2 protein-coding genes are annotated in these 15,260 nt (G+C 74.0%); both read right to left on the reverse strand.

Translation table 11 applies throughout. From position 1 onward, the window contains the following. Positions 1-42: 42 nt before the first annotated feature. Positions 43-9,660 carry a type I polyketide synthase gene (locus J2Z30_RS31210; RefSeq protein ID WP_443732394.1) on the reverse strand — a complete coding sequence of 3,206 codons (9,618 nt, stop codon included), beginning with the start codon at positions 9,658-9,660 and terminating at the stop codon, positions 43-45. 77 nt (positions 9,661-9,737) lie between these two features. Further along, positions 9,738-15,260 (reverse strand): SDR family NAD(P)-dependent oxidoreductase (locus tag J2Z30_RS49975; RefSeq protein WP_245388624.1); only part of this gene is annotated, 5,523 nt, incomplete at its 5' end.

Consider the following 15,260-nt stretch of genomic DNA (forward strand, 5'->3'; position numbering starts at 1 on the left):
TGCTTCTCGTCACAAACCTTGCGCCCGCGGACCCATCGATCCTTAGATTCCGAGTTCCTTGTCGATGAAGGCGAAGACCTCGTCGGGCGTCGCCTCCTGCAACTTCTCCGTCACGGTGCCGCTGTCGCCGTCGGCCGCCTCGGCATCGGCCGTACGGGGCTCCGCCCACTTCGCCGCGAGGTCCCGCAGCCGGGCCGCGATGTCGTCCCGTGCCTCGCTGCCGGGGTCCAGGACGGACAGCGCGGACTCCAGCGCGTCGAGCTCCGCGAGACCGGGCGCCGCGGCCGTACCGCCGTCGCCCACGATCCGGCCGCACAGGAACTCGGCGAGCGCCGCGGGGGTCGGGTAGTCGAAGACCAGCGTGGCGGGCAGCTTCTGCCCGGTGGCGGCGGTCAGCCGGTTGCGCAGCTCCAGCGCGATGAGCGAGTCGAAGCCCAGCTCCTTGAACGCCCGCCCGGCGCCGACCTCGTCGGTCGAGGAGTGGCCGAGCGCGGCGGCCGCGCCTGAGCGCACGACCTCCAGGACGACCAGGGACTGCTCGGCCCGGGAGATCCCGGTCAGCCGCTTGCGCAGCACGTCCGCCGGGGACCCGTCGGAGGCCGCGCCGGGCTCACCGGCCGGGCCGCCGGACTCCCGCAACCGCCTGACCTCGGGCAGCTCGCCGATGAGCGGGCTGGGGCGGACCGCCGTGTAGCCGTAGGCGAAGCGGTCCCACTGGATGTCGGCGACGGCCACGACCGTGTCCGCGTGGTCCAGGGCCCGCTGCAGCGCGGTGATCGCGGCGTGCGGGGCCATCGCCGGGACGCCGCCCCGGTCCAGCCGCTCGCCGATGGCACCGTCCGCGGCCAGGCCCGTCTCGCCCCAGCGGCCCCAGGCCACCGAGGTGGCGGGCAGGCCCGCCGCGCGGCGCCGCTCGGCCAGCGCGTCGAGATACGCGTTGGCCGCCGCGTAGTTGCCCTGTCCGGCGTCGCCGAGGGTGCCCGCGATACCGGAGAACAGCACGAACGCGGACAGATCCAGATCGCGGGTCAGCTCGTCCAGATGGCGCGCCGCGTCGGCCTTGGGGCCGAGGACGGTGGCGAACCGCTCCGGGGTGAGCGCGTCCAGGACACCGTCGTCCAGGACGCCCGCGGCGTGCATGACCGCCGTGAGCGGCCGGTCGGCCGGGATGGCGGCGAGCAACGTCTCGACGGCCTTGCGGTCGGCCACGTCGCACGCGGCGACGGTGACCTCGGCGCCAAGACCGGTCAGCTCGTCCCGCAGTTCGACCGCGCCCGGTGCCTCCAGGCCACGGCGGCTGGTGAGCACCAGGTGCTCGGCCCCGCCCGCGGCCAGCCAGCGCGCCACATGGGCGCCCAGCGCTCCCGTACCGCCGGTGACCAGCGTCGTACCGGACGGCTTCCACGACCGTACGGCGGGAGCGCCGGCCAGCGGCGCGTGGGCGAGCCTGCGGGCGAACACCCCGGCCGCGCGCACCGCGAGCTGGTCCTCGCCGTCGGTCCCGGCGAGCACCCCGGCGAGCCGGGCCAGCGCCCGCTCGTCGGGCGCGCCGGGCAGGTCCACCAGACCGCCCCAGCGCTCCGGGTACTCCAGGGCGGCGGTCCGGCCGAGGCCCCAGACGAGCGCCTGCTCGGGGGATTCCACCTGGTCCGTCCGGCCGACGGCGACCGCGCCCCGGGTGGCGCACCACAGCGGCGCGTCCACCCCGGCGTCGCCGAGGGCCTGGATCAGCACGGCGGTACCGACCAGCCCGGCGCTGACACCGTCGGTGCCGGGCGCGGTGCCCGCGTCGAAGGCGAGCAGCGACAGCACACCCGAGATTGCCCCGGCGTCGGCCAGCTCCTCGCGCACCAGACGGGTCAGCGAAACGCGGTCCGACTCCACGGCGGCCGGGGTGATCTGCCGCACCTCGGCGCCGCGTTCGGTGAGCATCCGCACCGCGCCGAGCGTCCAGTCGTCGATGGCGGCGGACTCGGGCACGGCCAGCAGCCAGGTCCCGGACAGCCGCGGGGCCTGCGCCCCGCTCAGCGAGGTCCAGGTCACGCGGTAGCGCCAGCCGTCCACCGTGGACTGCTCGCGGGCCTGCTTGCGCCAGGACGCCAGGGCGGGCAGGACGGCGCCGAGCGAGGACCGCTCGCCGTCGTCCTCGAACGCGAGGGTGCCGGCCAGCGACTCCAGGTCCTCGCGCTCGACGGCCTCCCAGAAGCGGGCGTCGACGGCGTCGGACGGCGCGCCCGACTCGTCGGCCGGGGTGTCGGCCGCCTGCGGCCAGTAGCTCTGGTGCTGGAAGGCGTACGTGGGCAGCTCGACGCGGGCCGCGCCCGTCCCCTCGTACACCACCTCCCAGTCAACGGCCACGCCCCGTGTCCACGCCTCGCCCAGCGAGGTGTGGAAGCGGTCCAGGCCGCCCTCGTCACGGCGCAGCGAGCCGATCGCGGCGGCCTCACGGCCCGCGTCCTCGGCGGTCTCCTGCACACCCATCGTCAGCACCGGGTGCGCGCTGGACTCGATGAACACCCCGAAGCCCTCGTCCAGCAGCCGCCGGACCGCGCCCTCCAGCTCAACGGTGCGACGGAGATTGGTGAACCAGTACTCGGCGTCCAGCTCCGGACCCTCGACCCACTCCCCCGTCACCGTGGACAGGAACGGCACCTGGGCGTTCTTCGGCTGTACGGGAGCCAGCAGCTCCAGCAGCTCCTCGCGGAGGAGTTCGACCTGGGCCGAGTGCGAGGCGTAGTCCACCGGCACCCGACGCGCCCGCACCTCATCCGCCTCGCACGCGGCGACCAGCTCATCGAGGGCCTCGGACTCACCGGAGACGACCACCGACGAGGGGCCGTTGACGGCCGCCACCGAGATGCGCTCCTCGCCCCAGGCCGCGATCCGCTCCCGTACATCCGCCACCGGAAGCGCCACCGACACCATGCCACCCCGGCCCGCCAGCACCCGGCCAATCGCCTGACTGCGCAACGCCACCACACGCGCCGCGTCCCTCAGCGACAGGATTCCGGCCACACACGCCGCCGCGATCTCACCCTGCGAATGGCCGACCACGGCCGACGGCCGCACGCCCAGCGAACGCCACAGCTCCGCGAGCGAAACCATCACGGAGAACAACACCGGCTGAACAACGTCCACCCGCTCCAGTGACGGTGCGCCCTCCGCCTCGCGCAGCACATCCACCAACGACCAGTCGGTGAACTCTGCGAGCGCGACGGCACACTCATCGATACGGGCAGCGAACACCGGTGCAGCATCCAACAGCTCCACGGCCATGCCTACCCATTGTGACCCCTGTCCTGGGAACACGAATGCGGCCTTGCCCCCGATTGAGGCCCCCTGCACCAGGTTGGGCACGACCTGCCCCCTAGCGAGGGCGTCCAAACCCCGGACGAAATCGTCCCGGTCCGTGCCCACCAGCACCGCGCGCCGGTCGAAGGCGGCGCGGGTGGTGGCCAGCGAGTGGCCGATGTCCAGCGGGCGCGGGGCCGGGTCGGCGTCGAGGTGGGCCAGCAGCTTGGCGGCCTGGTCGCGCAGCGCCGCCTCGCTCTTGCCGGACACCGTCCACGGCAGCGCGCCGAGCCGCCGGGTCACCGGCTCGGCCTCATCCGGCTCCTCCGCGGGCGCCTGCTCGATGATGGCGTGCGCGTTGGTGCCGCTGAAGCCGAACGAGGATACGGCGGCGCGGCGCGGACGGCCGGTCTCGGGCCACTCCCGCGCCCCGGTCAGCAGCGCGACGTCGCCCGCCGTCCAGTCCACATGCGGGGTGGGCTCGACGATGTGCAGCGACTCCGGCAGCACGCCGTGGTGCAGCGCGAGCACGAGCTTCATCACACCCGCGACACCGGCGGCCGCCTGCGCGTGGCCGATGTTGGACTTGATGGAGCCGAGCAGCAGGGGCTGCCCGTCGGGCCGCTCCTGGCCGTAGGTGGCGAGCAGGGCCTGGGCCTCGATCGGGTCGCCCAGCGTCGTACCGGTGCCGTGTGCTTCCACGACGTCCACCTCGGAGGCGGACAGCCGGGCGTTGGCGAGAGCCTGCCGGATGACGCGCTGCTGGGACGGACCGTTGGGCGCCGTCAGACCGTTGGACGCACCGTCCTGGTTGACCGCCGACCCACGCACGACAGCCAGGACGGGGTGGCCGTGTCGGCGCGCGTCCGACAGCCGCTCCACCAGCAGCATGCCCACGCCCTCGGCCGGGCTGAAGCCGTCCGCGTCCGCGGAGAACGCCTTGCTGCGGCCGTCGGAGGACAGTCCGCGCTGACGGCTGAACTCGATGAACGTGCCCGGGGTGGCCATCACGGTCACCCCGCCCGCGAGCGCGATCGAGCACTCGCCCTGGCGCAGCGACTGGACGGCCAGGTGCAGCGCCACCAGCGACGCCGAGCACGCGGTGTCCACGGTGACCGCCGGGCCCTCCAGGCCGAAGGTGTACGAGAGGCGGCCGGAGACGACACTCGCGGCGCTGCCGGTGGCCAGGTGGCCCTCGTAGCCCTCGGTGTTGCTGCGCATGACGATGGAGTAGTCGGAGCCGTTGGTGCCGACGAAGACACCGGACGGGCTGCCGTGCAGCGTGGCCGGGTCGATGCCCGCCCGCTCGAACGCCTCCCAGGACGTTTCCAGCAGCAGCCGCTGCTGCGGGTCCATCGCCATGGCCTCACGCGGCGAGATCCCGAAGAAGGCGGGGTCGAAGTCGGCGGCCCCGGTGAGGAATCCGCCCTCGCGGGTGTAGCTGGTGCCCTGCGCGTCCGGGTCCGGGTTGTACAGCGACTCGATGTCCCAGCCGCGGTCGCCCGGGAACTCCGACAGCGCGTCGCCACCGGAGGCGAGCAGCTGCCACAGCTCCTCGGGGGTGCGCACCCCGCCCGGGAAGCGGCAGCTCATGGAGACGATGGCGATCGGCTCGTCGTCGGCGAGCGCCGCCGCGGTCGGCAGCGCGGCCACGGCGGCCCGCCGCCCGCCCGCGATCTCGGTGCGCAGCTGACGCGCGAGCACCGTGGGCGTGGGGTAGTCGAAGATCAGGGTCGGCGGCAGCTTCAGCCCGCTGGCGGCGCTGAGCCGGTTGCGCAGCTCGACGGCGGTCAGCGAGTCGAAGCCCAGCTCCTTGAAGGCCCGGCCCGCCTCGACGTCGTCGGCGCCCGCGTAGCCCAGGACGGCCGCGACGGCGGTGCGCACCAGCTCCAGCACCAGCCGCTCCTGCTCGGCCTCCGGCACCCCGGCGAGCTGCTGGGCCAGCGCGACCGCGCCCGCGCCGTCCGCCTCGACCTCCCCGGCCATGTCCTGGATGACGTCCCGCGCCTCGGGCAGGTCGTGCAGCAGCGGACGGGAGCGGCCGGAGGTGAAGGCGAGGACGAAGCGCTTCCACTCCATGTCGACGACGGTGAGCACCGACTCGTCGCGGTCCAGCGCGTGCTGGAGCGCGGTGACGGCAGCGCGCGGCGCCATCTCGATGACGCCGTGGCGGCGCATCCGGTCACCGACGCCGCCCTCGGCCATCCCGCCCTCGCCCCACGGGCCCCAGGCCAGCGAGGTGGCGGGCAGACCCTGGGCGCGGCGGTGCTCGGCGAAGGCGTCGAGGAAGGCGTTGCCCGGCGCGTAGTTGCCCTGGCCTGGCGCGCCGAAGGTGGCCGCGAAGGAGGAGAACAGCACGAACGCGGACAGGTCCAGATCGCGGGTGAGCTCGTGCAGATGGCGGGTGGCGTCCACCTTGACCTTCAGCACCCGGTCCACCTGGTCCGGGGTCAGGCCCTCGATCACTCCGTCGTCCAGCACGGCGGCGGTGTGGACGACGGCGGTCAGCGGGTGTTCGGCGGGGATGTCGGCGAGCAGCGCCTCGACCTGGGCGCGGTCGGCCACATCGCACGCGGCGATGGTGACCTTGGCGCCCAGCTCGGTCAGTTCGGACCGCAGATCCGCCGCGCCCGGGGCGTCCAGGCCGCGGCGGCTGGTGAGCACCAGGTGCTCGGCCCCGTTGCCCGCCAGCCAGCGCGCCACATGGGCGCCCAGCGCTCCCGTACCGCCGGTGACCAGGGTGGTGCCGGTGGGCTTCCAGGCCCGTACGGCGGGCGTGGCGGCCAGCGGGGCGCGCACCAGACGGCGTACGAGCAGCCCGGTGGCGCGGATCGCGACCTGGTCCTCCTCCTCGGCCCCGGCGAGCACGGTCACCAGCCGGGCCAGCGCCCGCTCGTCGGGCGCCCCGGGCAGGTCCACCAGACCGCCCCAGCGCTCACCGTGCTCCAGCGCGGCCACCCGGCCCAGGCCCCAGACCAGCGCCTGTTCGGGGGAGTCCAGCGGGTCCGCGCGGCCGACGGAGACCGCGCCTTGGGTGGCGGACCACAGGGGCGCGCCGACCTCGGCGTCGCCGAGGGCCTGCACCAGCGCGAGCTGCGCCGCCACGCCGGCCGGGACGGAGGGGTGCCGGGGGTGCGAACGGCCGTCGAGGGCCAGCAGCGACAGCACTCCGGTGAACGGGATGCCGTCGGTCTCCGCGAGCGCGGCGCGCAGCCGCTCGGCCAGCTCGTCGCGGCCGTCGGCGGCGGTGTCCACGGCGATCCGCCGTACGTCGGCGCCGCGTTCGGCGAGCACACCGGCCACGGCGTCGGTCCAGGTGTCCTCCGTATCCGGGGCGACGACGAGCCAGGCGCCGGTCAGCCGCGCGGGCTGCCCGTCGGGGAGCGGCTTCCAGGTGACGCGGTAGCGCCAGCCGTCCACCGTGGACTGCTCACGGGCCTGCTTGCGCCACGACGCCAGGGCGGGCAGCAGCGCGCTGACCCGCTCGTCGCCGTCGATGTCCAGCTCGGCGGCGAGCGTCTGCCAGTCCTCGCGCTCGACGGCCTCCCAGAAGCGGGTCTCGACGGGGTCGACGGCGATGGCGGCGGCAGCGGCGGGGCTGCCCGCCTCCAGCCAGTAGTGCTGGTGCTGGAAGGCGTACGTGGGCAGCTCGACGCGGGTCGCGCCGGTGCCGTCGAACACCCCGGCCCAGTCCACGCCGACGCCACGCGTCCAGGCCTCGCCGACGGAGGCCCAGAAGCGGTCCAGTCCGCCCTCGTCGCGGCGCAGCGAGCCGATCGCGGCGGCCTCACGGCCCGCGTCCTCGGCGGTCTCCTGCACACCCATGGTGAGGACGGGATGCGCGCTGGACTCGATGAAGGCCCCGAAGCCCTCGTCCAGCAGCCGCCGGACCGCGCCCTCCAGCTCAACCGTGCGACGGAGGTTGGTGAACCAGTACTCCGCGTCCAACTCCGGACCCTCGACCCACTCCCCCGTCACCGTCGACAGGAACGGCACCTGGGCATTCTTCGGCTGTACGGGAGCCAGCAGCTCCAGCAGCTCCTCGCGGAGCAACTCCACCTGGGCCGAGTGCGAGGCGTAGTCCACCGGCACCCGACGCGCCCGCACCTCATCGGCCTCGCAGGACGCCAGAAGCTCCTCCAGCGCCTCGGGCTCACCCGAAACCACCACCGAGGACGGGCCGTTGACCGCCGCGATGGAGATGCGCTCCTCGCCCCAGGCCGCGATCCGCTCCCGTACATCCGTCACCGGAAGCGCCACCGACACCATGCCACCCCGGCCCGCCAGCACCCGGCCAATCGCCTGACTGCGCAACGCCACCACACGCGCCGCGTCCCTCAGCGACAGGATTCCGGCCACGCACGCCGCCGCGATCTCACCCTGCGAATGGCCGACCACGGCGGACGGCTGAACCCCGAGCGAGCGCCACAGTTCGGCGAGGGACACCATCACCGCGAACAGCACCGGCTGGACCACATCCACCCGCTCCAGCGACCACGCGCCCTCCGCACCCCGCAACACATCCACCAACGACCAGTCGGTGAACTCCGCGAGCGCCGCCGCACACTCCTCGATGTGGGCCGCGAAGACGGGCGAGGCGTCCATCAGCCCCACCGCCATACCGGTCCACTGCGACCCCTGCCCCGGGAACACGAACGCCGTGCGGCCGCCGACGACGGAGCCCTGTGCGACGCCCGCCGCCATGCCGCCCTCGGCCAGGGCGGTGAGCCCGGCCAGCAGTTCGTCACGGTCGTGGCCGCGCACCACGGCGCGGTGGTCGAGCTGAGCGCGGGTGGTGGCCAGCGAGAGGGCCACGTCCACCGGACCGAGGGACGGGTCGGCCTCGAGGTGGGCCAGCAGCCGCTCGGCCTGGGCGCGCAGCCCCGCCGCGCTCTTGCCCGACACCGCCCATGGCACGACGTCGAGCCGCTTCGTCGGGGCCGTCGGTCCCCCGGTGGCCTCCTCGGCCTCTTCGGCCTCCTCGGCGGGGGCCTGCTCCAGGATGGTGTGGGCGTTGGTGCCGCTGAAGCCGAAGGAGGACACGGCGGCGCGGCGCGGATGACCGGTCTCCGGCCAGGGGGTGGCGTCGGCGAGCAGCGACACCGCGCCCGCCGACCAGTCCACATGCGGGGACGGCTCGTCGATGTGCAGCGTCTTGGGCAGCACGCCATGGCGGATGGCCATGACCATCTTGATGATTCCGGCGACACCGGCGGCGGCCTGGGTGTGCCCGATGTTGGACTTGATGGAGCCGAGCAGCAGCGGCTGGTCCTCGGTGTGCTCCTGGCCGTAGGTGGCGAGCAGCGCCTGGGCCTCGATCGGGTCGCCCAGCGTGGTCCCGGTGCCGTGTGCTTCGACGGCGTCCACATCGGCGGCGGAGAGGCGGCCGTTGGTGAGCGCCTGATGGATGACGCGCTGCTGGGACGGGCCGTTGGGCGCCGTCAGACCGTTGGACGCGCCGTCCTGGTTGACCGCCGACCCACGCACGACGGCCAGCACCGGGTGGCCGTGTCGGCGCGCATCCGACAGCCGCTCGACCAGCAGCATGCCCACACCCTCGCCCCAGCCGGTGCCGTCCGCGGCGGCGGCGAAGGGCTTGCAGCGGCCGTCGGCGGCGAGCCCGCGCTGCCGGCTGAACTCGGTGAACGTCGAGGGCGTGGCCATCACGGTGACACCGCCCGCGAGCGCCAGCGAGCACTCGCCGTTGCGCAGCGCCTGCACCGCCATGTGCAGGGTGACCAGCGACGACGAGCACGCCGTGTCGACCGTCACCGCCGGGCCCTCGAGACCGAAGGTGTACGACACCCGGCCGGAGGCGATGGAGCCGGAGCTGCCGGTGCCGAGGAAGCCCTCGACGCCCTCGGGCACGGAGTCCAGCCGCGAGGTGTAGTCGTGGTACATCACGCCCGCGAACACACCGGTCCGGTGGCCGCGCAGCCCGGTCGGGTCGATCCCGGCCCGCTCGAACGCCTCCCAGGAGCTCTCCAGCAGCAGCCGCTGCTGCGGGTCCATCGCCATGGCCTCACGCGGCGAGATCCCGAAGACCGCAGGGTCGAAGCCGCCCGCGTCGTAGAGGAACCCGCCCTCGTTCACATAGCTGGCGCCCGCCTGGTCGGGGTCGGCGTCGTAGAGCGACTCGACGTCCCAGCCACGGTCCGTGGGGAAGCCGGAGATCGCGTCCTCGCCGTCCAGGACGAGCCGCCACAGCTCCTCGGGGGTGCGCACACCGCCCGGGTAGCGGCAGCTCATCGCGACAATCGCGATGGGCTCCTGGTGCCGCTCCTCGACCTCGCGGAGCTGTCGGCGGGCCTGACGCAGATCGGCGGTGGCCCGCTTGAGGTAGTCGCGGAGCTTGTCCTCGTTATTCACCATTGCGTCGGCTCCTTGCGAAGAGGGAGGTGGTGCTCATGGGTTCCATGGGTTCCATGTGTTCAGAACGCTCCCGTTCAGGAGGAGCCGAGTTCGTCGTCGAGCAGGTCGAAGAGCTCATCGTCGGTCGCGGATTCGAGGTCGTGGTCGTCGGTGTCGCCGTCGCCGGTCGCGTCCTGGGTGTCGTTCCACTTCGCCAGCAGCGCCTGGAGGCGCATGGTGATCCTGGAGCGGGTGACGCTGTCGTCCGCGGCCACCGCCAGGGCGGCTTCCAGCCGGTCGAGTTCGCCGAACACCGACGGACCGCCGCCGTCCCCGTGCGGGAGTTCCGCGCGCAGATGGTCGGCCAGGGCATCGGGGGTCGGGTAGTCGAAGATCAGCGTGGCGGGCAGCCGGAGGCCGGTGGCCGCGCCGAGCCGATTGCGGAGTTCGACGGCGGTGAGCGAGTCGAAGCCCAGCTCCTTGAAGGCCGCGCCGGGTTCGATCGCCGCCGCGCTGCCGTAGCCGAGCACGGTGGCCACCTGGCCGCAGACCAGGTTCAGCAGGAAGCGGTCCCGTTCGGCCGCGGACATGCCCGCGAGCCGCTCGGCGAGGCTCGCCGCCTCGTCCGCCCCGCCGCCACCGCCACCGGCCGCGGCCCGCCGTACGGGGGTACGGATCAGCCCGCGCAGCAGCGGGGCGACCCCGGCCGTGGACTGGGCGCGCAGGGCGGCGATGTCCAGGGCGGCGGGGATCAGCACCGGGTTTCCGGCCAGGCCCGACACGTCGAACAGGGCCAGGCCCTCGGCGTTGCTCAGCGCGCCCATGCTGCCGCGGCTCATCCGCTGCCGGTCGGCGGTCGCGAGGGTCGCGGCCATGCCGCCCTCGTCCTCCCACAGGCCCCAGGCCAGGGAGACGGCGGGCAGGCCCTGGGCGCGGCGGTGCTGGGCGAGGGCGTCCAGGAAGGTGTTGGCCGCCGCGTAGTTGCCCTGCCCCGGGTTGCCGAAGACACCGGCGGCGGAGGAGAACAGCACGAACGCGGACAGGTCGAGGTCCCGGGTCAGCTCGTGCAGGTTCCACGCCGCGTCCACCTTCGGGCGCATGACGTGGTCGACGCGCTCGGGGGTGAGGGACTCGACGATCCCGTCGTCGAGCACGCCCGCCGCGTGGATCACGGCGGTGAGGGGGTGGTCGGCGGGGACGGACGCGATGACCTCGGCCAGGGCGGTACGGTCGGCCGCGTCGCACGCCGCCCAGTGCGCTTCGGCGCCCAGCTCGGTGAGTTCGGCGGCGAGCTCGGCGGCGCCCGCCGCCGCCGCGCCCCGGCGGCTGGTCAGCAGTAGCCTCCGGGCGCCGCGCTCGGTCACCAGGTGGCGGGCCAGCACCCCGCCCAGGGTGCCGGACGCGCCGGTGACCAGTACGGTGCCCACCGGGTCCAGGCCGGGCACGGCCGCCTCGTCGAGTGCCGCCACCCGCGCGAGCCGCGGCACGTGGACGACCCCGGCGCGCACGGCGAGCTGCGGCTCATCGGTCCGCAGCCCCGCCACGAGGGCGGGGAGCCAGCCACTGGGGGCGGAGGGGGCCGGATCCCGGGGGGCCGGGTCCCGGGGGGCCGGGGTGCCGTGGGCGGCGTTGCCGGTGGCCGGGGTGCCGTGGGCCGGGGTGCCGTGGGCCGGGGTACCGGTGACCGGGTCGCCCTCGGTCGAGTTGCCGGTGACCGGGGCGCGGTGAGCCAGGGCACCGGTGGCCGGGGCGCCATGGGCGGGGACGCCAGTGGCCAGGCCACCGTGGGCGGTGCCAGTGGCCGAGTCGCCATGAGCGGGGACGCCGGTGACCGGGTCGCCCTGGGCCGGGACGCCGGTGGCCAGGCCACCGTGGGCGGTGCCAGTGGCCGAGTCGCCATGAGCGGGGACGCCGGTGACCGGGTCGCCCTGGGCCGGGACGCCGGTGGCCAGGCCACCGTGGGCGGTGCCAGTGGCCGAGTCGCCATGAGCGGGGACGCCGGTGACCGGGTCGCCCTGGGCCGAGTTGCCGGTGACCGGATCCCGGTGAGCCAGGGCGCCGGTGGCCAGGCCACCATGGGCGGTGCCAGTGGCCGAGTCGCCATGAGCGGGGACGCCGGTGACCGGGTCGCCCTGGGCCGAGTTGCCGGTGACCGGATCCCGGTGAGCCAGGGCGCCGGTGGCCAGGCCACCATGGGCGGTGCCAGTGGCCGAGTCGCCATGAGCGGGGACGCCGGTGACCGGGTCGCCCTGGGCCGAGTTGCCGGTGACCGGGTCGCGGTGAGCCAGGGCGCCGGTGGCCGGGCCACCATGGGCGGTGCCAGTGGCCGGGTCGCCCTGGGCCAGGGCGCCGTGCCTGGGGACGCCGCGGGCCAGGGCGCCGTGGATGTCGATGTCTCCTTGGACGTCGACCAGGACGAACCGTCCCGGGTGCTCGGCCTGCGCCGAGCGCACCAGGCCCCAGGCCGCGGCGTGCGTCAGGTCGTCCACGCCCTCGGCCGCTTCGACGCCCTCGGCCCCTTCGGCCCCCGCGTCGTCGCCCGTGGTCACGGCCACGGCCACGGCGCCACGGGTGAGCAGGACCAGCCGGGAGTCGGCGAACCGCTCATCCGCGAGCCACTCCTGGACCAGCGCCAGCGTCCGCCGGACGACGGTGTGCGCGGCGCCCGCGATGTCCCCGGGCGTACCCAGGTCGGGCAGGCACGGCACCAGGACCACATCGGGCGCGATCCCCTCGGCCTCCACCGCCTCGGCGAGCGCGGGGAGCCCCGCGTACGTCTCGGCCTCGATACCGGTGTCCGCGCCCGCCAGTGCGGCCGTGAGCTTCAGATCGCCGCCGCCGAAGCCGTCCAGGACGGCCCACAGGGCGGTGTCCTCCGGCCGCTGCGGTGCTGCGGGCATGGACAGCGCGGCCCAGTCGACATGGAACAGCGCCTCGTGGTGTGCGGTACGGGCGCCCGCGAACTGCTCGGCGTCCAGCGGCCGCAGCGCCAGCGAGCCGACCGACACCACCGGGGTACCAGCCTCATCGCTGATCTCCAGCGCCACCGCGCCGTGCCCGGCCGGGGAGACCCGCACCCGCAGCGCGGTCGCGCCGACCGCGTGCAGCCGTACGGCGTCCCACGAGAACGGCAGCCGCGCCTGGCCCGCCTCCTCGGCCGGGAAGAACCCGCCGAGCGCCACCGTGTGCAGCGCGGCGTCCAGCAGCGCCGGGTGCAGCCCGTACGCGCGGGCCTCGCCCTGCCGGTCCTCGTCGAGCGACACCTCGGCGAACACCTCGTCCCCGCGCCGCCATGCCTTGCGCAGGCCCTGGAACACCGGGCCGTAGGCGAGACCGAGCGCGGCGAAGCCGTCGTACAGCCCGTCCACGTCGAGTGGTTCGAGGTCGGCGGTGGCAGTGGCGGCCGTGTCACCGGCCGGGGGCCACTCCGCCGGGGCGGTCGGGACTCCGGAGGAGCCGGAAACCGTGAGCACACCGGAGGCATGCCGAAGCCACGGCTCGTCGGTGGCGTCCTCCAGCCGCGAGTACACGGTCAGCGCACGCCGCCCGTCGGGGCCGTCGGGCGCGTCCACGGCGACCCGCAACTGCACCCCGCCGCGCTCCGGCAGGATCAGCGGCGCTTCGAGGGTCAACTCGTCCAGCAGATCGCAGCCGACCTGGTCACCGGCCCGAACCGCCAGCTCGACCAGGGCCGTACCGGGCAGCAGCACGGTGTCCATGACCGCGTGGTCGGCCAGCCACGGGTGGGTACGGAGCGAGAGCCGGCCCGTGAAGAGGACCCCCTCGGAGTCGGGCAGATCCACCGCCGCGCCCAGCAGCGGGTGATCGGCCGCACCCAGACCGGCCGAGGCCACATCGCCGATGGTCCCGGCGGGAGCCTCCAGCCAGTAGCGCTCGCGCTGGAAGGGATACGTGGGCAGCTCGGTGCGCTGGGCACCGGTCCCCACGAAGAACGCCCTCCAGTCCACCGCCACACCACGGACATGGGCCCCCGCGACGGCGGCCGTCAGCGCCTCGGCCTCGGGACGGTCCTTGCGCAGCACGGCGGCGAAGGCGGCCACGTCGGTGTGGGCGTCTGCCTCGGTGGCGCACTCCTGGGCCATGGCGGTGAGGACACCGTCGGGGCCGAGTTCGAGGTAGGTGGTGACGCCCTGGGCCTCGAGGGTGCGCACACCGTCGAGGAAGCGGACCGCCTCGCGGACGTGGCGGACCCAGAAGTCAGGGGTCGTGATCTCCTCGGCGGAGACCACGTTTCCGGTGAGGTTGGAGACGATCGGGATGCGCGGGGCCTCGTAGGTCAGCCCCTGCGCCACCTCGCGGAAGGAGTCCAACATGCCGTCCATGCGCGGGGAGTGGAACGCATGGCTGACCGTGAGGCGCTTGGTCTTACGACCCTGCGCCTCGAAACCAGAAGCAAGCGCGACAGCCGCGTCCTCGTCGCCCGCAATGACCACGGAAGTGGGCCCGTTGAGCGCGGCAATCGAGACACGCTCGGTGAGCAGCGGCGTGACCTCGTCCTCCGACGCCTGCACCGCGATCATCGCGCCACCGGCGGGTAGCTCCTGCATCAACCGCCCACGCGCCGCCACCAGCTTCGCCGCGTCCGCGAGCGAGAGCACACCCGCCACATGTGCGGCAGCCAGCTCACCGATCGAATGCCCGGACAGGAAGTCCGCCTTCAGACCCCACGCCTGCACCAGCCGGAACAGCGCCACCTCGACCGCGAACAACGCAGGCTGGGTGAACCCCGTCTGATCCAGCGCCTCGGCGTCATCCCCGAACAGCACCGTCTTCAACGGCCGCTCAAGGTGCCCATCCAGCTCATCGCAGACCGCGTCCAACGCCTCCGCGAACACCGGGAACGCGTCGTACAGCTCACGCCCCATCCCCAACCGCTGACTCCCCTGCCCCGTGAACAGGAACGCCACCTTCCCGCCCTCGGCCACCGAGCCCTGCGTCAGCCCGGCCGCCGACTCGCCGCCCGCCAGTGCCTCCAGACCCGCGACCAGCCCAACACGGTCCGCGCCGACCACGACCGCACGGTGATCCAGCGCGGCGCGCGTGGTCGCGAGCGAGTAGCCGAGGTCGGTGAGCGAGACGTCGGACCGCCGGTCGAGATCGGCGAGCAGCCGCCCGGCCTGGGCGCGCAGCGCGTCGGCGTTCTTGCCGGAAAGCAGCCACGGCAGAACGGACGGCTGGACGACCGGGGCCGTAGAAGCCTCCGCCGGTTCGGCCTCGGGGGCCTGCTCGATGATCGTGTGCGCGTTGGTCCCGCTGAAGCCGAACGACGAGACCGCCGCCCGCCGGGGACGACCCGACTCCGGCCACGCCACCGACTCCCGCAACAACGACACCGCACCCGCAGACCAGTCAATATGCGGCGACGGCTCCTGCACATGCAACGTACGCGGCAACACACCATGCCGCATCGACATGACAACCTTGATAATGCCCGCCACACCAGCAGCAGCCTGCGTATGCCCCATGTTCGACTTGATGGAGCCCAGCAGCAACGGCCGCTCGGCCTCCCGCTCCCGGCCATACGTCGCCATAAGCGCCTGCGCCTCGATCGGGTCACCCAGCGACGTACCCGTACCATGCGCCTCCACCGCATCCAC

The sequence above is a fragment of the Streptomyces iranensis genome (assembly GCF_017874715.1).
GTDB classification, from domain to species: domain Bacteria; phylum Actinomycetota; class Actinomycetes; order Streptomycetales; family Streptomycetaceae; genus Streptomyces; species Streptomyces iranensis.